Raw genomic sequence first — 19208 nt, forward strand, 5'->3', positions numbered from 1 at the left:
TGAAGGTGCGAAGCGCAGCTTCGGCGAACGCAGCAGCACCGAGCGCCGCTCGGGCGGCGCGCCACTGAAAACCGCGCAACCCGTCAAGCGCCGCGAGGCCGACATCGATCACGGCGACGAAACTGGCCTGATGCGCCTGTCGAAGCGCATGTCCGAGCTCGGCCTGTGCTCGCGCCGCGAAGCCGACGAATGGATCGAGAAAGGCTGGGTGCTCGTCGACGGCGAACGCATCGACACGCTCGGCACCAAGGTCCGCCCCGACCAGAAGATCGAGATCGACGAGCGCGCCAGCGCCGCGCAGGCCGCGCAAGTGACGATCCTGCTGCACAAGCCGGTCGGCTACGTGTCCGGTCAGGCGGAAGACGGCTATGAGCCCGCATCCGTGCTGATCACGCGCGCGAACCAGTGGAGCGGCGACCGCTCGCAGGTTCGCTTCTCGCCGCAGCACCTGCACGCACTCGCGCCGGCCGGGCGCCTCGACATCGATTCGACCGGCATGCTCGTGCTGACGCAAAACGGCCGGATCGCAAAGCAACTGATCGGCGAGCAGTCGGACATCGACAAGGAATACCTGGTGCGCGTGCGCTTCGGCGAGCGGCTCATCGACATCGACCAGCACTTCCCGGCGGAATCACTCGCGAAGCTGCGCCACGGCCTCGAACTCGACGGCGTCGCGCTGAAGCCGGCGATGGTGAGCTGGCAGAACGGCGAGCAGTTGCGCTTCGTGCTGCGCGAGGGCAAGAAGCGTCAGATCCGCCGCATGTGCGAGCTAGTCGGCCTCGAAGTGATCGGCCTGAAGCGCGTGCGCATGGGCCGCGTGATGCTGGGCGCGCTGCCGCAGGGGCAATGGCGCTATCTGTCGGCCGACGAGTCGTTCTGACGTTCTGACGGCGAGCACGCTGCGCGTGCCACGCAAAGGAAAAGCCCGCTTGCGCGGGCTTTTCCTTTTCCGGTGCAGCGACGGCATGTCACGCCGCGCAGGCGTCCGCGTGCCGGTCAATCGTCGTCGGCCGGATCGAGCCCCGGGAACAGCACCTCGGTGAAGCCGAAGCGCGTGAAGTCGGTGATCCGCATCGGGTACAGCTTGCCGATCAGGTGATCGTACTCGTGCTGGACCACGCGCGCGTGGAAACCTTCGGCGACGCGATCGATCTTCGCGCCGAACTGGTCGTAACCGCTGTAGCGCACCTTCGCGTAACGGCTGACCACGCCGCGCATGCCCGGCACCGACAGGCAGCCTTCCCAGCCCTCTTCCATGTCCGGCGGCATGTACTCGATCTTCGGGTTGATCAGCACGGTCTCGGGCACGGGCGGTGCGTCCGGATAACGGTTGTTGCTGCCGAAGCCGAAGATGATGATCTGCAGCCCGATGCCGACCTGCGGCGCGGCGAGCCCCGCACCGTTTGCGTGATGCATCGTCTCGAACATGTCCGCGACGATCTCGTGCAGCTCGGGTGTATCGAACCGCTCGACCAGTTTGGCGACTTCGAGCAGGCGCGGGTCGCCCATCTTCAGGATCTCGCGAATCATGGCGTATTGCCCTCCAGGAGTTGGTGCAGTCCGTCTTCGTCCAGTACGGGAATGCCGAGCTCCTCGGCCTTCACGAGCTTGCTGCCCGCCTCGGCACCCGCGACCACGTAATCCGTCTTCTTCGATACCGAGCCCGCGACTTTCGCGCCCGCCGCTTCGAGCATCTCTTTCGCGGCGTCACGCGTGAGGTTCGGCAGCGTACCCGTCAACACGACCGTCTTGCCGGCCAGCACACCCTGCGGCGCCTTCGGCGCGGGCGGCCCTTCCGGCCACGTGACCTTGCCGGGCGCGCGCAGTTGCTCGATCACGGTCCGGTTGTGCTCTTCCGCGAAGAACTGGTGAAGCGACTCGGCGACGATCGGCCCGACGTCGTTGACTTCGAGCAGCTCGTCGATCGACGCGTCCATGATCGGGGTCAGCGAACCGAAATGCTTCGCGAGATCCTTCGCGGTCGACTCGCCGACATGCCGGATGCCGAGTCCGTAGATGAAGCGCGCGAGCGTCGTGTGCTTCGCCTTCTCGAGCGAGTCGAGCAGGTTCTGTGCGGACTTGTCGGCGAACCGGTCGAGTTCCGCGAGCGTCGCGAAACCCAGATTGAACAGGTCGGCCGGCGTGCGCACGAGATTCAGTTCGACGAGCTGGTCGATGATCTTCTCGCCGAGCCCGTCGATGTCGAGCGCGCGGCGCTGCGCGAAATGCCACAGCGCCTGCTTGCGCTGCGCCGGGCAGAACAGGCCGCCCGTGCAGCGCGCGATCGCCTCGTCGGGCAGCCGCTCGATCCTCGAGCCGCACACCGGGCATTCGGTCGGCATCACGAATTCGACCGCATCGGCCGGCCGGCGATCGAGCAGCGCGCCGACGACCTCCGGAATCACATCGCCCGCTCGCCGCACGATCACTGTATCGCCGATCCGGATGTCCTTGCGGCGTACTTCATCCTCGTTGTGCAGCGTCGCGTTGGTCACCGTCGCGCCGCCGACGAACACAGGTTCGAGCCGTGCAACGGGCGTGATCGCACCGGTGCGGCCGACCTGCACGTCGATCGCGACGAGCCTGGTCAGCGCTTCCTGCGCCGGGAATTTGTGCGCAAGTGCAAAGCGCGGCGCGCGCGACACGAAGCCGAGGCGATCCTGTTCATCGCGCCGGTTCACCTTGTAGACGACGCCGTCGATGTCGTACGGCAGCGACTCGCGCTTCTCGCCGACCTTGTGGAAGAAGCCGAGCAAGCCTTCGGCACCGTGCACGACTTCGCGCTCGCGGTTCACCGGCAGGCCGAGCGACTCGTACCAGTCGAGCAGCGCGCTGTGCGTGTCGGGCATCGGCATGCCGTCCAGCACGCCGATGCCGTAAGCGAAGAACGACAGCGGACGCTGCGCTGTGATCTTCGGGTCGAGCTGGCGCAGGCTGCCCGCCGCCGCATTGCGCGGGTTCGCGAATTCGCGCTGCTCGGCCGCGCGCTGGCGTTCGTTCAGGCGTGCGAAATCGCGCTTGAACATCAGCACCTCTCCGCGCACGTCGAGCAGGGCCGGGACGTGTGCACCTTTCAGCTTCAGCGGAATCGAGCGGATCGTGCGGACGTTCTGCGTCACGTCCTCGCCCGTCGTGCCGTCGCCGCGCGTCGACGCCTGCACGAATACGCCGCGCTCATAGCGCAACGAGATCGCGAGTCCGTCGAACTTCAGCTCGCACGCGTATTCGACGGGGTCGGTCACCGAGCCGGCGAGGTCGGTCGTCTTGTCGAGCGCATCGGCGACGCGCTTGTCGAACGCGACGATGTCCTCGTCGGCGAAGCCGTTGTTCAACGACAGCATCGGTGCGTCATGGACGACCGGCGTGAAGCCGTTTGCCACTTCGCCGCCGACGCGTTGCGTCGGCGAATCGGGCGTCACGAGTTCGGGATGATCGGTTTCGAGTTGCTGCAGCTCGCCAAACAGCCGGTCGTATTCGGCGTCGGGCAAATCCGGCTGGTCGAGCACGTAGTAGGCGTGGTTCGCCCGCTCGAGTTGGTCGCGCAGCCACGCGGCACGCGCGTCGGGCTGGCTGGCTGGCGGTTCGGCTTGGGTTCGGGCCATGCTGGCGACAGATTCGTTCTGAAAAATCGGATGTTCGATTATCTCAGTTTGATGCCGCGACGGCGACACGCAATGCGTGCCACACGCCCCCTCGCAGCGCACGCGGGCGGCGTGTGTGCGGCACTGCAGCGACGAGCGGCGGCGCCGGATGCCGCCGCCCGCAAAACGCGTTACTGACTGAAGAGGCGACGCGTGACCGGCGAACCGGCCGGGATACCCGCTTCCTCGAGCTTCGCGTACAACTTCATCAACTGCTGATCGATCGCGACCAGCGTCGATTCCGGCAGCGGCCGGCGCGAATCGTCGACGACGCGCGCCCCGATCCGCTCGGACAGCGACTTCGCGTAATCGCACATCAGCCGGAACGGCAGGATGTCCTCTTCGGCGACCGGTACGTCGAGCACCAGCGTGATCATGTTGCCGCCCTTGTACGTGAGGTCGTCGCGCAGGAAGTTCGTGTCGCCGAACTGCAGCATGAACACGGGGTTCTGCTTCGCGTCGAGTTTCACGAAACGCGTGCCGTCGCGCGACAACAGCAGCCCGTCTTGCGATGCAACAGCCTGCACGTAGTTCGCTGACCACGGCGCGCCGTCCGACATCACGTTGATCGACAGCTGCGCATCGCACTGCGCGGCAAAGCCGTCGAGCTCGCGCGCCATCGCGACCGTCTCCATCATGTCCGGGAATTCCGGTGCGCCGTCGATTGCATCGGCGAACTGCTGGACGCCCGTCACGAATTCGGAGAATTCAAGCTCGTTGAGCGCGCCGCTGCGGTTCGCAAGCTGTGCGGCCGCGCGCAGCTCTTCATAGCGCACACCGTTCTGCAGCAGCTCCCACTGGCCGCCTTCCGGCTTGCCTTCGATATGCACGGGCTTGCTGCCCGCACGGCGCAGCCGCTGGGCGGCCGGCAGTATCTTGTCGCCTGGAAGCAATCCGCCGAGACGAATCGGCACGATGCAGTCGATCCGGCGGTCGACGATCGCGGGAGGCGCCGACGAGATCGTCGTCGCAGCCGGCAGCACGGGTTCGACCGGCTCGTCCGATACCGCGGACGCCGGTGCGTCGGACGTGGCAGCCACCGAACCTTCGTGGACGGCCTGTTCCGTCGATGCAGTCGATTCGGTCGACTCCGGCGACAGGTCGGTGCCGGTCGCCTCGGCCTGCAGGTCGGCCGGCGTGTCCGCCGGCGCTACGCCGCCGAACGTCGGCTCGACGCGCGCGGCGTCGGTCGACGCGCTCAAGGCGGCCGCCGGCGCAGCGGCGGGTTCGCGCCGCGTGGGCTGGCGCACCGGCTCGATGAACGGCCGCTCATCGTCGCGCTCGGGGCGATTCATCGCCTCGGCAGCTTCTTCCGGCATCGGGCGCGGCATCTTGCGCCGCACCTTCGCGCCCTGCCACGCGTTGTAGACCACGACGCCGCCCACCACGACGGCGCCCGCGCCGATCAAACCGAGTGTCAACTCGTCCATGCACGCTCCATCAGCAATTCTTTTTCGTCGGAACCGCGAACGGGCGCCCATGCGCCGCGCGAACGCGATTCGGTTTCGTCAAACGTCAATTCTGCGCAAAACCCGCGGCGGTTTCCATGTCCACCGCGACAATCCGCGACACACCCTGCTCCTGCATCGTCACGCCGATCAGTTGCTGCGCCATCTCCATCGCGATCTTGTTGTGCGAGATGAAAAGGAACTGTGTCTTGTCGGACATTGCACGCACGAGATTCGCGAAACGCTCGGTGTTCGCGTCGTCGAGCGGCGCATCGACCTCGTCGAGCAGACAGAACGGCGCCGGGTTCAACTGGAACATCGCGAACACCAGCGCGGTGGCGGTCAGCGCCTTCTCGCCGCCCGAAAGCAGGTGGATGGTCGCGTTCTTCTTGCCCGGCGGCTGCGCCATCACCTGCACGCCGGCATCGAGAATTTCGTCGCCCGTCATGATCAGCTTCGCCTGGCCGCCGCCGAACAGGCGCGGGAACAGGTCGCTGAAGTGACGGTTGACCTCGTCGAAGGTGCCCTGCAGCAACGTGCGGGTTTCCTGGTCGATCTTGTGGATCGCGTCCTCGAGCGTCGTGATCGCGTCGGTCAGGTCGGCCGACTGCGCGTCAAGGAACAACTTGCGCTCGCTGGCGGCCTTCAACTCGTCGAGCGCGGCCATGTTCACCGGACCGAGCGCATTGATCGCGTTGTTCAGGCGCGTGACTTCGCCCTGCAGGTACGACGGCTTGAGATCCGGCGTCAGCTTGTCGCGCAGCGCTTCCTCGTCGACCTCGGCCGCCGCGAGCTGCTCGGCGAACTGCTCGACGGACAGGCGCGCGGCCTGCTCCTTCAGTTGCAGCTCGGTGATGCGGTCGCGCAGCGGCTGCAGCGAACGTTCGGCAACGAGACGCTGCTCGTCCGATGCGCGCAGCTTCGCGGTCAGGTCGTCGAGTTCGATCCGCGCGGCCTGCAGCGCTTCTTCCTTGACCGCACGAATTTCGAGCGCGTCCTGCAGGCCCGTATGCGCGGTCTGCTCGTTGATCGTTTCGAGTTCGGCGCGTGCATCTTCCAGCGAGGCGGCGACGCGTTCGCTCTGCTCGTGCGCGACCTGGATGCTGCGCTTGAGCTCGTCGATCCGCGTGACGGCGTTGCGCGCGGCGAAGCGCGCGTCGTTCGCGCCGCGCTCGAGGTCGCGGGCTTCCTGGCGTGCCTGCGTCAGCGATTCGTCGAGTGCTTCGAACGCGAGCTGGTTGTCTTCGAAACGCGCCTGCAACTCGGCAAGCTCGCCGTCGAAACGCTCGAAGTTCGCTTCCGACTCCGCGCGCAGTGCACGCTGCTCGTCGACCTGCGCGCCGATTTCCTCGAGTTCCTCGCGGATCTGCGTGCTGCGCTGCGTGTAGCGTTCATGTGCCTGCGCGAGCTTCAGCACGTCCATCTGCAGCGCGTGCACGCGCTGCGTCGCGCGTTCGGCCTGGGCGCGCACGTCGCCCAGCGCCTGGGTGGCCTGCGTGTGCGCGGCTTCCGCCCGCACGGCGGCCGTGCGCGCCTCGTCGGCAAGGAGTGCCTGTGCGCGCACCTGGCGCGTCAGGTTTTCGATTTCCTGCTGGCGGGCCAGCATCCCGGCCTGCTCCGAATCGGCTGCGTACAGCTGCACGCCGACCCGCGTGACGATGTGGCCGGCCTTGACGACGAATGCACCGCCCGCCGGCAGTTGCGCGCGCGTCGCGAGCGCCTGCGCGACGTCGTCGGCGACGTACACATTGCCGAGCCAGTCGTTCAGCACCGCGCGGATGCCCGCATCGTCGATGCGCAGCAGCGACAGCACCGGGCGCAGCCCGGCTGCCGCGGCAGCCGGTTCGCCGGCCGCGGGCGGCGCATAGAACGCGAGCTTCGCGGGCGGCGCGTCGGTCGCGAACGCCTTCACCCAGTCGAGATTCGACACTTCGAGCGCGGCGAGACGCTCACGCAATACCGCCTCGAGCGCCGCTTCCCAGCCCGGTTCGACGTGCAGCTTCTTCCACAGGCGCGGCAGCGCGCCGAGCTCGTGCTTGTCGAGCCACGGCTGGATCTTGCCTTCGGTCTGCACGTTCTCCTGCAGTTGCTTCAGCGCGGCAAGCCGCGCCTCGAGCTGGTGGATCTGCGCGCTTTCGGCCTGTACGCGCTCTTGCGCGGCGCGGCGCTCGCCGTCGAGGCGCGGCACCGTTTCCTGCGCGTCGGCAAGCCGCGCCTGCGCTTCGGCGAGGATCTCTTCCTGTTCGGCGAGCTGCATGCGCAACTCTTCGAGCTGCGCCTCGTCCGGCGCGTCGAGCCCGCCCGCCTCGGACTTCAGACGCTCGTGGCGCTGCTGAAGCTGCTGGAGCTGCTGGTCGGCGTTGCGCTGATGCGCGGCTTCGAGCTTCAGCGACTGTTCGGTCTGTGCGATCCGCGCGCGCTCGTCGTTGAGCTGCGTCTGTGCGTCGCGCCACTTCGCTTCGAGGGTCGGCAGCGCGTCGTGCTTCGCCGCCGCATTGTCTTCAGCGAGCGCGGCCTTCTCGTCGGCCATCGCGCGCGCCTCTTCGGCTTCCTCGAGTTCGTCCTGCGCCTTCTCGGCCTGCGCGCGCCATTGCTCGCGCTGCGCGTTCAGTGCAGCGATCTGCGCCTGCACGCGGTTGCGCGATTCGACGATGAACTTGATCTCGGCCTCGAGGCGGCTCACTTCGGCATTCGCCTCGTAGAGCGCGCCCTGCGCACCCTGCATCGCGTCGCTCGCCGAGTAATGCGCGACCCGCAGCGTCTCGAGTTGCGACTCGACCTCGCGCAACTTGGCCGTCTGCGCCTCGAGGTCGATCTGCGCCTGCTCGATCGCCCGCTGCTGTTTCTGCTGCTCGCCCGCGGCCTCGTTCTTGCGCAGCAGCCATAACAGGCGCTGCTTCTCCTCGCCGTCGGCGACGAGTTCCTTGTATTTGGTCGCGACGACGGCCTGCGCCTCGAGCTTCTCGAGGTTCGCGCCGAGTTCGCGGACGATGTCCTCGACGCGCGTCAGGTTCTCGCGCGTGTCGTGCAGACGGTTCTCGGTCTCGCGGCGGCGCTCCTTGTACTTCGACACGCCCGCGGCTTCCTCGAGGAACACGCGCAGCTCTTCCGGCTTCGCCTCGATGATCCGCGCGATCATCCCCTGCCCGATGATCGCGTACGCGCGCGGGCCGAGACCGGTGCCGAGGAAGATGTCCTGGATGTCGCGGCGGCGCGCCGGCAGGTTGTTGATGTAGTAGCTCGACGTGCCGTCGCGCGTCAGCACGCGCTTCACGGCGATCTCGCCGTACTGGCCCCACTGTCCGGCCGCACGGCCGTCGGAGTTGTCGAAGATCAGTTCGACGCTTGCCCGGCTGCCGGGCTTGCGGGCGGTCGAGCCGTTGAAGATCACGTCCTGCATCGACTCGCCGCGCAGCTCGGACGCGCGCGACTCGCCGAGCACCCAGCGCACGGCATCGATGATGTTGGACTTGCCGCACCCGTTCGGGCCCACCACGCCGACAAGCTGGCCCGGAACCTGGAAATGCGTGGGATCGACAAAGGATTTGAAGCCAGCGAGTTTGATCGAGCTCAGACGCACGGCGGTATCGGATGTGAAGAAGGTGTGAAACGGACGGGGCCGCGATGCGCGGGGCCGAACGGCCCGTGTGCGCGACGCGCCCCGGAATTCAAAAGCGGGGCCGCGCGCATCCAGCGTTAGGCCCCGCAAACGGCTTCCATCATACCATCGCGCGTGCGCCGTCCCGCCCGTCGCCGGGTTTGCCCGGCGCCGGCGTGGCACGATGGACCCGGCTCGACAGCAGCGTCGCGAGCACGATGCACGCGCCACCCGCCCACTCGCGCGCGGTCGGCAGTTCGTTCGCGAACACCCACGCCGACAGCGCGGTGATCACGATCTCGAACAGCATGATGATCGACGCGCGGTTCGCCGGTACCCGCGCGAGCCCGTATTGCACGAGCAGGTTGTTCACCGCGATCGTCACGCCGATCGCGACGATGATCAGCGCCGCGGTGCCGAACTGGTTGCCCGCCGGCGCGGCCGGCAACCCCTCGAACAGCGACGCGATCGCGCCGAACACCGCCGCGCCGCCGAACAGCGTCGCCGTGCGCATTTCCGCGCGCATCTCCGGCAGTTCGCGGCCCGTCTTGATCACGAGCACGTTGCTCATCGCGAAACTCAGTCCGGCCGCGAGCCCCGCCCACTCGGCCGGGTTGGCCGGCAGCGGCACGCCGAGCTTCGGCGACCACAGCATCAGCATCGCGCCGCCGATCGACAGCGCCGCCAGCCCCGCGCCCGCCCACGTCAGCCGTTCGCGCAACAGGAAATGCGCATAGATCGCAGTCCACGCCGGGGTCAGGTAGAACAGCAGCATCACGCGCAACACTTCGCCGTGGATCGTGCCCCACACGAAGCCGAGGTTCGTCACGCCGGCCGTGATCGCGATGCCCGGCACCACCCAGTGCCAGCGCAGCGTCGAAATCGTGCGGTGGCGCACGACGATCACGAACAGGAACGCGACGGCGCTCGTCAGCGCGCTCGCGAGCGTGCCGGTGAGGCCGAGCGACGCGAGGATCCGCAGCGGATACCAGATCAGGCCCCATACCGAGGCGCCGATCAGGATGGCCAGCGTCGGCAGGCTGCCGCGTACCGGGTTGTTCATTTGGTTCGATACCCTTTATTCGACCGGCCCGGCCGCCGTTCCGGCGGGCCGTGACCGCATTGCGTCACGCTATAATCGCTCGCTGCGAACCGCGCGCCGTCGGCGCCCGTTCGCAGCCGCGCGGCCCCTGGGCCGCCCCCTTTCGTTCCAACCAGGCCGCGATGGCCGCTTCGCCCGTGAACCCTCGACTCGACTCGCTCCAGCCCTATCCCTTCGAAAAGCTGCGCGCCCTGTTCAAGGACGTGACGCCCGGTGCCGGTATGCCGTCCGCCAGCCTGAAACCGATCAGCTTCGGCATCGGCGAGCCCAAGCACCCGACCCCGGCGCTGATCCGCGACGCCGTGGTCGCGGCCCTCGACGGCCTCGCGTCGTACCCGGCCACCGCCGGCTCGGACGCGCTGCGCACGTCGATCGCGCACTGGCTCGAACGCCGCTACGGGCTGCCGCCGATCGATCCGGCGACGCAGGTGCTGCCGGTGTCCGGGTCGCGCGAGGCGCTGTTCTCGCTCGCACAGACGGTCATCGACGCACGCCCGACCGAGGACGGCAAGAAGGCGATCGTACTCTGTCCGAATCCTTTCTATCAAATTTACGAAGGCGCGGCGCTGTTGGCCGGTGCCGAACCCTATTTCGCGAACAGCGACCCGGCGCGCAACTTCGCGTGCGACTACGCGGCCGTACCCGACGAAGTCTGGGCGCGCACGCAGTTGCTGTACGTGTGCTCGCCGGGCAACCCGACGGGCGCCGTGCTGACGCTCGACGACTGGCGCGAGCTGTTCGCGCTGTCCGACCGTCACGGCTTCGTGATCGCGTCCGACGAGTGCTATTCGGAAATCTATTTCGACGAAGCGGCGCCGCCGCTCGGCGGCCTCGAGGCCGCGCACCGCCTCGGCCGCGGTTTCGAGCGCCTGGTGATGCTGTCGAGCCTGTCGAAGCGCTCGAACGTGCCGGGCATGCGCTCGGGCTTCGTCGCCGGCGATGCCGCGCTGCTGAAGAAATTCCTGCTGTACCGCACTTATCACGGCGCCGCGCTGTCACCGGTCTGGCAGCATGCGAGCATCGCCGCGTGGAACGACGAGGCGCACGTGCGCGAGAACCGCGCGCTGTACGTGCAGAAGTTCAATACCGTCACGCCGATGCTGGCCGACGTGATCGACGTGAAGCTGCCCGACGCCGCGTTCTACCTGTGGGCCAACGTCGCGCGCACCGGCCTGTCGGATACCGAGTTCGCCCGCCGCCTGTACGCCGACTATAATGTGACGGTTCTGCCCGGCTCGTACCTGGCGCGTGATGCGCACGGCACGAATCCGGGCCGCGATTTCATCCGGATCGCGCTCGTCGCGGGCACCCCCGAATGCGTCGAGGGCGCGCAACGCATCGTCGATTTCTGCCGGGCTCTCGCGCAGTAAGACGTCCATACCGATCAATTCCATTCATCTCCTGCGAAAACGAACATGTCGCAACAACTTCAGCAAATCATCGATACCGCCTGGGAAAACCGCGCCGAGCTGTCGCCGAAGGCCGCGCCTGCCGAAGTCCGCGAAGCCGTCGCTCACGCGATCGAGCAGCTCGACAAAGGCGCGCTGCGCGTCGCCGAGAAAATCGACGGCAACTGGACCGTGCACCAGTGGCTGAAGAAGGCCGTGCTGCTGTCGTTCCGCCTGGAGGACAACGCACCCATGCCCGCCGGCGGCTACTCGCAGTTCTACGACAAGGTGCCGTCGAAGTTCGCGAACTACACGGCCGAAGACTTCGCCGCGGGCGGCTTCCGCGTCGTGCCGCCGGCCATTGCGCGCCGCGGCTCGTTCATCGCGAAGAACGTCGTGCTGATGCCGTCGTACACGAACATCGGCGCATACGTCGACGAAGGCACGATGGTCGATACGTGGGCAACGGTCGGTTCGTGCGCCCAGATCGGCAAGAACGTGCACCTGTCGGGCGGCGTCGGCATCGGCGGCGTGCTCGAGCCGCTGCAGGCGAACCCCGTCATCATCGAAGACAACTGCTTCATCGGCGCGCGCTCGGAAGTCGTCGAAGGCGTGATCGTCGAAGAGAATTCGGTGATCTCGATGGGCGTGTACCTCGGCCAGAGCACGAAGATCTACGATCGCGAAACGGGCGAAGTCACCTACGGCCGCATCCCGGCCGGCTCGGTCGTGGTCGCCGGCAACCTGCCGTCGAAGGACGGCTCGCACAGCCTGTACTGCGCGGTGATCGTGAAGAAGGTCGACGCGAAGACCCGCGCGAAGGTCGGCCTGAACGAGCTGCTGCGAGGCGACTGATGGCCAAGCCGCGTACCGTGGTCGTCTACGGCATTCCGAACTGCGACACCGTGAAGAAGGCCCGCGTGTGGCTCGACGATCACGGCGTCGAATTCGAGTTCCACGACTTCAAGAAGCTCGGCGTCAGCGCACCGCTCGTCGAGGACTGGCTGAAGGACGTGTCGCTCGACGCGCTCGTGAACAAGCGCGGTACCACGTGGCGCGGCCTGGACGACGCCATGAAGGCGGCCGCGGAAACGAAGTCCGGCGCGGTCGCGCTGATGATCCACAAGCCGTCGGTCATCAAGCGCCCCGTGCTCGTCGTCAACGGCCGCGTGAAATCGCTCGGCTTCGTGGCAGATCAGTACGCGGCGCTGTTTGCCGCCTAGGGCCGCGCACGCTGCGCCCGCGGGCGCAGCCCGACGTCTCATCGCTGCCGGCCACCGCGCCGGCATTTTTTATCCAAAGTGGTCCGAACCATGTCCGCCACCCTAGCCCTTACCGAACAGCTGATCGCCCGCGCATCCGTCACGCCCGACGACCAGCATTGCCAGCAGATCATGACCGAGCGCCTCGCCGCCCTCGGCTTCGAATGCGAAACCATCGCGTCGCATGGCGTGACCAACCTGTGGGCCGTCAAGCGCGGCGCCGACGGTCGCGACGGCAAGCTGCTCGCGTTCGCGGGCCACACCGACGTCGTGCCGACCGGCCCGCTCGAACAGTGGACCTCGCCGCCGTTCATCCCGGCCCATCGCGACGGCAAGCTGTACGGCCGCGGCGCGGCCGACATGAAGACGTCGCTCGCCGCATTCGTCGTCGCGTCGGAGGAATTCGTCGCGGCTCACCCCGGCCACCGCGGCGCGATCGCATTCCTGATCACGAGCGACGAGGAAGGCCCGGCTACCGACGGCACCGTGAAGGTCGTCGAGCTGCTGGAAGCGCGCGGCGAACGCCTCGACTACTGCATCGTCGGCGAGCCGACGTCGACCGCCGAACTCGGCGACGTCGTCAAGAACGGCCGCCGCGGCTCGATGTCGGGCGAACTGATCGTCAAGGGCGTGCAAGGCCACATCGCGTACCCGCATCTCGCGAAGAACCCGATCCACCTGCTTGCGCCGGCGCTCGCCGAGCTCGCTGCCGAACAGTGGGACGAAGGCAACGAATACTTCCCGCCGACCACGTGGCAGGTGTCGAACCTGCACGCAGGCACCGGCGCGACCAACGTGATCCCCGGCCACGCCGACCTGATGTTCAACTTCCGCTTTTCGACGGCAAGTACCGTCGAGGGCCTGCAGGCACGTGTGCATGCGATCCTCGACAAGCACGGCCTCGAATACACGCTGAAGTGGTCGGTAAGCGGCCTGCCGTTCCTCACGCCGCGCGGCGAACTGTCGAACGCGCTGGAGAACGCGATCCGCGCCGAGACGGGTATCACGACCGAACTGTCGACGACGGGCGGCACGTCCGACGGACGCTTCATCGCGCGCATCTGCCCGCAGGTGATCGAGTTCGGCCCGCCGAACGGCAGTATCCACAAGATCGACGAGCACATCGACTTGCGTTTCGTCGATCCGCTGAAGAACGTGTACCGCCGCGTGCTCGAACAACTGATCGCCTGATGGAGCCTCGCATGACGACACCTTTTGCAACCGTTCGCGACCTGCTGCGCTACGCAGTCACGCGCTTCTCGAAGGCGAAGCTCTCGTTCGGCCATGGCTCGGACAATGCGTACGACGAAGCCGCCTACCTCGTGCTGCATACGCTCGACCTGCCGCTCGACACGCTCGAGCCGTTCCTCGATGCACGCCTGCTGCCCGACGAAATCGCCGCGGTGCTCGCGGTGATCGAGCGACGCGCGACGGAGCGCGTGCCGGCCGCGTATCTCACGCACGAAGCGTGGATGCACGGCCATCGCTTCTACGTCGACGAGCGCGTGATCGTGCCGCGCTCGTTCATCGGCGAACTCCTCGACGACGGGCTGCAGCCGTACGTCGCCGATCCGGAGCAGGTCGGCGCGGTGCTCGAGCTGTGCACCGGCTCAGGCTGTCTCGCGATCCTCGCGGCCAGCGCGTTCCCGAACGCCGAGATCGACGCGGTCGACCTGTCCGACAAGGCCCTCGAAGTCGCGGCAATCAACGTACGCGACTACGGCCTCGACGATCGCATCGCGCTGCATCGCGGCGACCTGTACGCGCCGCTGCCCGCGTTCCGCGCCGAACCCGATACGCGCTACGACGTGATCCTGACGAACCCGCCGTACGTGAACGCAACGTCGATGGCGGCACTGCCGCCCGAGTACCGGCACGAGCCGGAGATGGCGCTCGCCGGCGGCGACGACGGGATGGACATCGTGCGACGGATCATCGCCGAAGCGCACAAGTGGCTGCACGACGACGGCGTGCTCGTCGTAGAGATCGGCAACGAACGCGAGAACGTCGACGCCGCGTTCGGTGGTCTCGATCTCACGTGGCTGCCCACCAGCGCCGGCGACGACAGCGTGTTCCTGATCCAGGCGTCGGACCTGCCGCGCAAGGCCTGACGGCACCCCGGGACCGAACCGTGCGGTACGACATACCACTGCATCGCACGGTTCGGTAAGATGCGCGTAAGCGGCCGCCGCGCCGCACGACTTCAGGAGTCCGTCACGCGCCTATGACCCTCGACTGGCTACACCTCGGCACCCTGATCCTGGCCATCCACGCGCTCGGGATCATCGCGGCATGTCACGCGATCATGAACACCCGCACGTCGCAGGGCGCGATCGCGTGGGCCGTGTCGCTCGCGGCGATGCCGTACCTGACACTCATCCCTTACCTGTTCCTCGGCCGCAGCAAGTTCTCCGGCTACGTCGACGCACGACGCCACGAGATGGAAGCGTTGCGCACGCACACACCGCGCACGCCGTGGCTCGAGGCCGACGCGGCAGACGGGCCGGCCGCCGATGCGATCGGCCGTGCCGCCGTGCTCGCGCTCACGCGGCTCGGCGGCATGCCGTTCGTCGGCGGCAATGCGGTGCGCACGCTCGTCAACGGCGATGCAACGTTCTCCGCGATCCTGTCGGCGATCGACGAGGCGCGCGACTACGTGGTGGTCCAGTTCTTCATCGTGCGCGACGACGCGCTCGGCCAGATGTTGCGCGATGCACTGCTCGCCCGCGCCGCGGCCGGCGTGCGCTGCTACCTGCTGTACGACAGTATCGGCAGCTTCGACCTGCCGCACAGCTACGTCGACACGCTGCGCCGCGGCGGTGTCGAGGTCCATCCGTTCGCGACCCACCGCAAGTTCGTCAACCGCTTCCAGCTCAACTTCCGCAACCATCGTAAGATCGTCGTCGTCGACGGCAACCGCGCGTTCGTCGGCGGGCACAACGTCGGCGTCGAATATCTCGGCGCGAACCGGCGCCTGTCGCCATGGCGCGACACTCACATCGAGATACGCGGCCCGGTGGTCACCAGCATTCAGTACGTGTTCGCCGAAGACTGGCACTGGGCGACACAGACGCTGCCGCCGCTCGCCGCACCGCCGGCGGCACTGCCCGACGACGCGATGCATTGCCTCGTGGTGCCGATGGGGCCCGCCGACAAGCAGGAAACCGGGTCGCTGTTCTTCGTCGAGGCGATCAACGCGGCGCGTGAACGGGTCTGGATCACGACGCCGTACCTCGTGCCCGACGAAGCGGTGATCGCCGCGCTGAAGCTCGCGGTCATGCGCGGCGTCGACGTACGCATCCTGATCCCGAGCCGGCGCGACCATTACGTCGTGTTCGAGGCGTCGAAGCTCTACGCGCGCGATCTCGTCGATGCCGGCGTGAAGGTGTTCCGCTACCGGCCGGGCTTCCTGCACCAGAAAGTGGTGCTGATCGACCGCGTGGCGGCCGCAATCGGCAGTGCGAACCTCGACAATCGCTCGTTCCGGCTCAATTTCGAGATCATGGTGCTGACCGTGGATCGCACCTTCGCCGACGAGGTCGAGGCAATGCTCGACGTCGACTTCGCGCAGGCCTACGAGGTCGATGCGAGCGAGTATCGGACATCGCCCGCTTGGCGGCGCATCGCGATGCACGTCGCGCGCCTGTTCGCGCCGATCCTGTAACGAACGCACGAACGCCACCGCTGGCGACAATCACGACGGCGCGCTCCCGCGCGTTCCCTGCCCTGCTCGCCCCGCGGCGGCACGCAGCCCGTTCGGCCCGCCCGCCGCTTCATGCGGTTACAGCAGCTTGTCGATATCCGCGGCGATTTCCTCGGGCTTCGTCGACGGCGCGTAGCGTTTGACGATGCGCCCGTCGCGATCGACCAGGAATTTCGTGAAATTCCACTTGATCGCCTTCAGGCCCAGGATGCCAGGCGCTTCGCCGGTCAGATAGCGATACAGCGGATGCGCGTGATCGCCCTTCACGTCGATCTTTGCGAACATCGGAAACGTGACGCCGTAGTTGCGCTCGCAGAACGTGCCGATCTGCGCGGCGTCACCCGGCTCCTGCTTGCCGAACTGGTTGCACGGAAAACCGAGCACGAAGAAACCGCGGGCCGCGTACTGGTCGTACAGCTTCTGCAGCCCCGCGTACTGCGGCGTGAAACCGCACTCGCTCGCGGTGTTGACGATCAGCAGCACCTTGCCGCGGTACGCATCGAGCGAGGCCGGCTGGCCGGCAAGCGTCTCTGCGCTGAACGAATACAGGGTGGACATCGGGTACTCCTTTTACGAAACCGGATCGACGTGGAGTCTAGGCGAAATCGCGCCGTTGCGGCATCCGCCGAGCGGCCGATGCCCGGGGCGAGTCGCGCGCAGTCTAGAATAGCGGTTTTGGCCAGTCATTCACGCCGTGATCCGTTTCAATCAGTTCAGCCTTGCGCGCGGCACCAAGCCGCTGTTCGAGTCGGCCTCGTTCGTCCTCAATCCCGGCGAGAAAGCCGGCCTGATCGGCGCGAACGGCGCCGGCAAATCGACGCTGTTCTCGGTCCTGCGCGGCGAGCTGCATTCCGACGCCGGCGATTTCTCGATGCCACCGTCGTGGCGAATCGCCCACGTGTCGCAGGAAACGCCCGCCGTCGACCGCTCCGCGCTCGACTACACGCTCGACGGCGACACCGCGCTGCGCGAGATCGAAGCGCGCATCGCCGCCGCATCGGCCGCGCATGACGGCGCAGCCGAAGCCGACGCCCACGCGGCTTTCGCCGACGCCGACGGCTATACCGCGCCCGCGCGTGCCGAAGCACTGCTGCTCGGCCTCGGCTTCACCCTCGCGCAAACGCGCGAATCCGTGGCCAGCTTCTCGGGCGGCTGGCGCATGCGCCTGAACCTCGCGCAAGCGCTGATGTGCCGCTCCGACCTGCTGCTGCTCGACGAACCGACCAACCACCTGGACCTCGACGCGATCGTCTGGCTCGAAGACTGGCTGCACCGTTATGCCGGCACGCTCGTCGTGATCTCGCACGACCGTGAATTCCTCGATTCGATCTGCAACGTCACGCTGCACCTGGAAAATCGCCAGGTGAAGCGCTACGGCGGCAACTACTCGCAGTTCGAAGTGCTGCGCGCGCAACAGCTGGCGCTGCAGCAAAGCGCATACGAAAAGCAGCAAAAGACGATCGAACACCTGCAAAGCTTCGTCGACCGCTTCAAGGCCAAGGCGACCAAGGCCAAGCAGGCGCAAAGCCGGATGAAGGCGCTCGAAAAAATGGAGTTGATCGCGCCCGCGCACATCGCGTCGCCGTTCACGTTCGAATTCCGCACGCCCGATGCCGCGCCGAACCCGATGATGGTGATGGAAGATGTCCGCTGCGGCTACCATGCCGACGACGGCGCGGAAATCCCGATCGTCGAACGCGTGGCACTGTCGATCCAGAACGGCCAGCGCATCGGGCTGCTCGGCGCGAACGGCCAGGGCAAGTCGACGCTGATCAAGACGCTGGCCGGCACGCTCGCGCCGCTGTCGGGCCACGTGCGCGACGGCAAGGGACTGACGATCGGCTATTTCGCGCAGCACCAGCTCGAAACGCTGCGCGAAGACGATTCGCCGCTCGCGCACCTGGCGCGGCTTGCGCCGGACACGCGCGAACAGGAACTGCGCGACTTCCTCGGCGGCTTCAATTTCTCGGGCGACATGGCGACGAGCCCCGTCGGCCCGTTCTCCGGCGGCGAGAAGGCGCGGCTCGCGCTGGCGCTGATCATCTGGCAGAAGCCGAACCTGCTGCTGCTCGACGAACCGACGAACCACCTCGACCTCGAAACGCGTCACGCGTTGACGATGGCGCTCGCGCAGTTCGAAGGCACGCTGATCCTCGTGTCGCACGACCGCCATCTGCTGCGCGCGACGACCGACCAGTTCATGCTCGTCGCGAAACACCGGCTGCAACCGTTCGACGGCGACCTCGACGACTACCGCGACTGGCTGCTGCAGCACGCGGCCGAACAGCGCGCGGCCGCCAAGGCCGATAGTGCGGCGGCGGCGGGCGCGGATCCGGGCGTCAACCGCAAGGATCAGAAACGTCAGGCGGCCGAAGAGCGCCAGCGGCTGTCGCAACTGAAGAAACCGCTGCAGAACCGCATCACGAAGCTCGAGAAAGAAATGGAAACGCTGCACGCGGAGAAGGCCCGCCTCGACGCGTTCGTCGCCGATCCGGCGAGCTATGAGGCCGCGCGCAAGACCGAACTGACCGAAGTGATCCGCACGCTCGGGGAAGTCAACACGCGGCTCGAAACCGTCGAGGCAGACTGGCTCGCGTTACAGGAAGAACTCGAGCAGATCGGCTGAGGCCGGACACAGCCCGACGGCCATCCGACGGACCCGCCACCGGCAGCACCGCGCACGCGGCATTTCAGCGAGCGACGAGCCTGCTCCAGGCCCGTAAACGACAAAGCCGGGCACCCTGGCCCGGCCGCTTGGTCGGCGCTTCGCCACGCCGCCCGCTCAACGCCGCGGTAACGTATCGCGCGGCATCTGCTCGTCGTCGCCCATCAAGTAACGCCGCCCTTCGGTCGGGCGGCGAATCGCCGCGGCGACTTCCGCTTCCGTCACGTCCTCGGAGACGACGCGGCGTGCGAGGCGCCCTTCGTCATCGATCCATTCGACGATCCGGCATCCGCCGCCCCACGGGTGGACGATCGGCTCCGACACGCGGCAGCCGCGCAGGTTGTAAAGGCGTCCGCTCGGCGCTTCCCCATACTGTTTCAACATAGGTTCCCTTCGCATTG

General features: G+C 67.1%; 15 protein-coding genes. 8 read left to right on the forward strand and 7 right to left on the reverse strand.

The annotated features are described in order from the left end of the window. On the forward strand, window positions 1-880 hold an 880-nt coding region (locus J7024_RS28340), incomplete at its 5' end, for a pseudouridine synthase (RefSeq protein ID WP_234745654.1). Between the two features lie 116 nt (window positions 881-996). On the opposite strand, the gene def is transcribed toward J7024_RS28340, so the two are convergent. The 5 genes from def to J7024_RS28365 form a co-directional block, all read right to left on the reverse strand. Further along, window positions 997-1530, reverse strand: a complete 534-nt coding sequence (gene def, locus J7024_RS28345; RefSeq protein ID WP_234745655.1) for a peptide deformylase — start codon at window positions 1528-1530, stop codon at window positions 997-999. Beyond that, entirely contained in the window at window positions 1527-3602 is a 2076-nt protein-coding gene (gene ligA / locus J7024_RS28350; RefSeq protein WP_124830620.1) for an NAD-dependent DNA ligase LigA, read from the reverse strand. Before ligA ends, def begins: the two co-directional genes overlap by 4 nt. Window positions 3603-3772: 170 nt before the next feature. After that, entirely contained in the window at window positions 3773-5071 is a 1299-nt protein-coding gene (locus J7024_RS28355; protein ID WP_124830621.1) for a cell division protein ZipA C-terminal FtsZ-binding domain-containing protein, read from the reverse strand. 85 nt (window positions 5072-5156) lie between these two features. Continuing rightward, on the reverse strand, window positions 5157-8669 hold the full coding sequence (smc, locus tag J7024_RS28360; RefSeq protein ID WP_175761306.1) for a chromosome segregation protein SMC: 3513 nt from the start codon (window positions 8667-8669) through the stop codon (window positions 5157-5159). 139 nt (window positions 8670-8808) lie between these two features. Then, a complete protein-coding gene (locus J7024_RS28365; RefSeq protein WP_234745656.1) occupies window positions 8809-9750 on the reverse strand; it encodes a DMT family transporter in 942 nt (313 codons plus the stop codon). 161 nt (window positions 9751-9911) lie between these two features. On the opposite strand from J7024_RS28365, the gene dapC reads away from it, so the two are divergent. From dapC to cls, 6 genes are all read left to right on the forward strand, one after another. Next, window positions 9912-11159 (forward strand): succinyldiaminopimelate transaminase, encoded by a 1248-nt coding sequence (gene dapC, locus J7024_RS28370; RefSeq protein WP_124830624.1) that lies wholly within the window; start codon window positions 9912-9914, stop codon window positions 11157-11159. A 45-nt stretch (window positions 11160-11204) separates the two neighbouring features. Further along, window positions 11205-12032, forward strand: a complete 828-nt coding sequence (gene dapD / locus J7024_RS28375) for a 2,3,4,5-tetrahydropyridine-2,6-dicarboxylate N-succinyltransferase (RefSeq protein WP_124830625.1) — start codon at window positions 11205-11207, stop codon at window positions 12030-12032. Beyond that, window positions 12032-12400 carry an ArsC family reductase gene (locus tag J7024_RS28380; protein ID WP_044847939.1) on the forward strand — a complete coding sequence of 123 codons (369 nt, stop codon included), beginning with the start codon at window positions 12032-12034 and terminating at the stop codon, window positions 12398-12400. The genes dapD and J7024_RS28380 overlap by 1 nt, the downstream gene beginning before the upstream one ends. A gap of 90 nt (window positions 12401-12490) precedes the next feature. Then, window positions 12491-13630, forward strand: coding sequence for a succinyl-diaminopimelate desuccinylase (dapE, locus tag J7024_RS28385; protein WP_124830626.1), 1140 nt, complete (start codon window positions 12491-12493; stop codon window positions 13628-13630). A gap of 11 nt (window positions 13631-13641) precedes the next feature. Beyond that, entirely contained in the window at window positions 13642-14550 is a 909-nt protein-coding gene (gene prmB / locus J7024_RS28390; protein ID WP_124830627.1) for a 50S ribosomal protein L3 N(5)-glutamine methyltransferase, read from the forward strand. 113 nt (window positions 14551-14663) lie between these two features. Continuing rightward, window positions 14664-16103 carry a cardiolipin synthase gene (gene cls, locus J7024_RS28395; RefSeq protein ID WP_175751324.1) on the forward strand — a complete coding sequence of 480 codons (1440 nt, stop codon included), beginning with the start codon at window positions 14664-14666 and terminating at the stop codon, window positions 16101-16103. A gap of 117 nt (window positions 16104-16220) precedes the next feature. Here the strand turns inward: cls and J7024_RS28400 are convergent, their stop codons facing one another. After that, a complete protein-coding gene (locus J7024_RS28400) occupies window positions 16221-16700 on the reverse strand; it encodes a glutathione peroxidase (protein ID WP_124830629.1) in 480 nt (159 codons plus the stop codon). Window positions 16701-16836: 136 nt separating this feature from the next. Here J7024_RS28400 and J7024_RS28405 point away from each other — a divergent pair, with 136 nt between their 5' ends. After that, the gene (locus J7024_RS28405) at window positions 16837-18768 is read left to right on the forward strand and encodes an ATP-binding cassette domain-containing protein (RefSeq protein WP_124830630.1); all 1932 of its coding nucleotides are present in this window, start codon (window positions 16837-16839) and stop codon (window positions 18766-18768) included. A 156-nt stretch (window positions 18769-18924) separates the two neighbouring features. On the opposite strand, the gene J7024_RS28410 is transcribed toward J7024_RS28405, so the two are convergent. Then, window positions 18925-19191 (reverse strand): DUF2866 domain-containing protein, encoded by a 267-nt coding sequence (locus J7024_RS28410; RefSeq protein ID WP_124830631.1) that lies wholly within the window; start codon window positions 19189-19191, stop codon window positions 18925-18927. Window positions 19192-19208: the final 17 nt, after the last annotated feature.

Source organism: Burkholderia sp. WTPI3, assembly GCF_021483755.1.
Lineage (GTDB): Bacteria > Pseudomonadota > Gammaproteobacteria > Burkholderiales > Burkholderiaceae > Burkholderia.

What these genes read in the sequence shown, in the direction of transcription:
- def (WP_234745655.1), bottom strand. Translation starts at nt 1,530, where the DNA reads ATGATTCGCGAGATCCTGAAGATGGGCGACCCGCGCCTGCTCGAAGTC.
- ligA (WP_124830620.1), bottom strand. Translation starts at nt 3,602, where the DNA reads ATGGCCCGAACCCAAGCCGAACCGCCAGCCAGCCAGCCCGACGCGCGT.
- J7024_RS28355 (WP_124830621.1), bottom strand. Translation starts at nt 5,071, where the DNA reads ATGGACGAGTTGACACTCGGTTTGATCGGCGCGGGCGCCGTCGTGGTG.
- J7024_RS28365 (WP_234745656.1), bottom strand. Translation starts at nt 9,750, where the DNA reads ATGAACAACCCGGTACGCGGCAGCCTGCCGACGCTGGCCATCCTGATC.
- dapC (WP_124830624.1), top strand. Translation starts at nt 9,912, where the DNA reads ATGGCCGCTTCGCCCGTGAACCCTCGACTCGACTCGCTCCAGCCCTAT.
- dapD (WP_124830625.1), top strand. Translation starts at nt 11,205, where the DNA reads ATGTCGCAACAACTTCAGCAAATCATCGATACCGCCTGGGAAAACCGC.
- J7024_RS28380 (WP_044847939.1), top strand. Translation starts at nt 12,032, where the DNA reads ATGGCCAAGCCGCGTACCGTGGTCGTCTACGGCATTCCGAACTGCGAC.
- dapE (WP_124830626.1), top strand. Translation starts at nt 12,491, where the DNA reads ATGTCCGCCACCCTAGCCCTTACCGAACAGCTGATCGCCCGCGCATCC.
- prmB (WP_124830627.1), top strand. Translation starts at nt 13,642, where the DNA reads ATGACGACACCTTTTGCAACCGTTCGCGACCTGCTGCGCTACGCAGTC.
- cls (WP_175751324.1), top strand. Translation starts at nt 14,664, where the DNA reads ATGACCCTCGACTGGCTACACCTCGGCACCCTGATCCTGGCCATCCAC.
- J7024_RS28400 (WP_124830629.1), bottom strand. Translation starts at nt 16,700, where the DNA reads ATGTCCACCCTGTATTCGTTCAGCGCAGAGACGCTTGCCGGCCAGCCG.
- J7024_RS28410 (WP_124830631.1), bottom strand. Translation starts at nt 19,191, where the DNA reads ATGTTGAAACAGTATGGGGAAGCGCCGAGCGGACGCCTTTACAACCTG.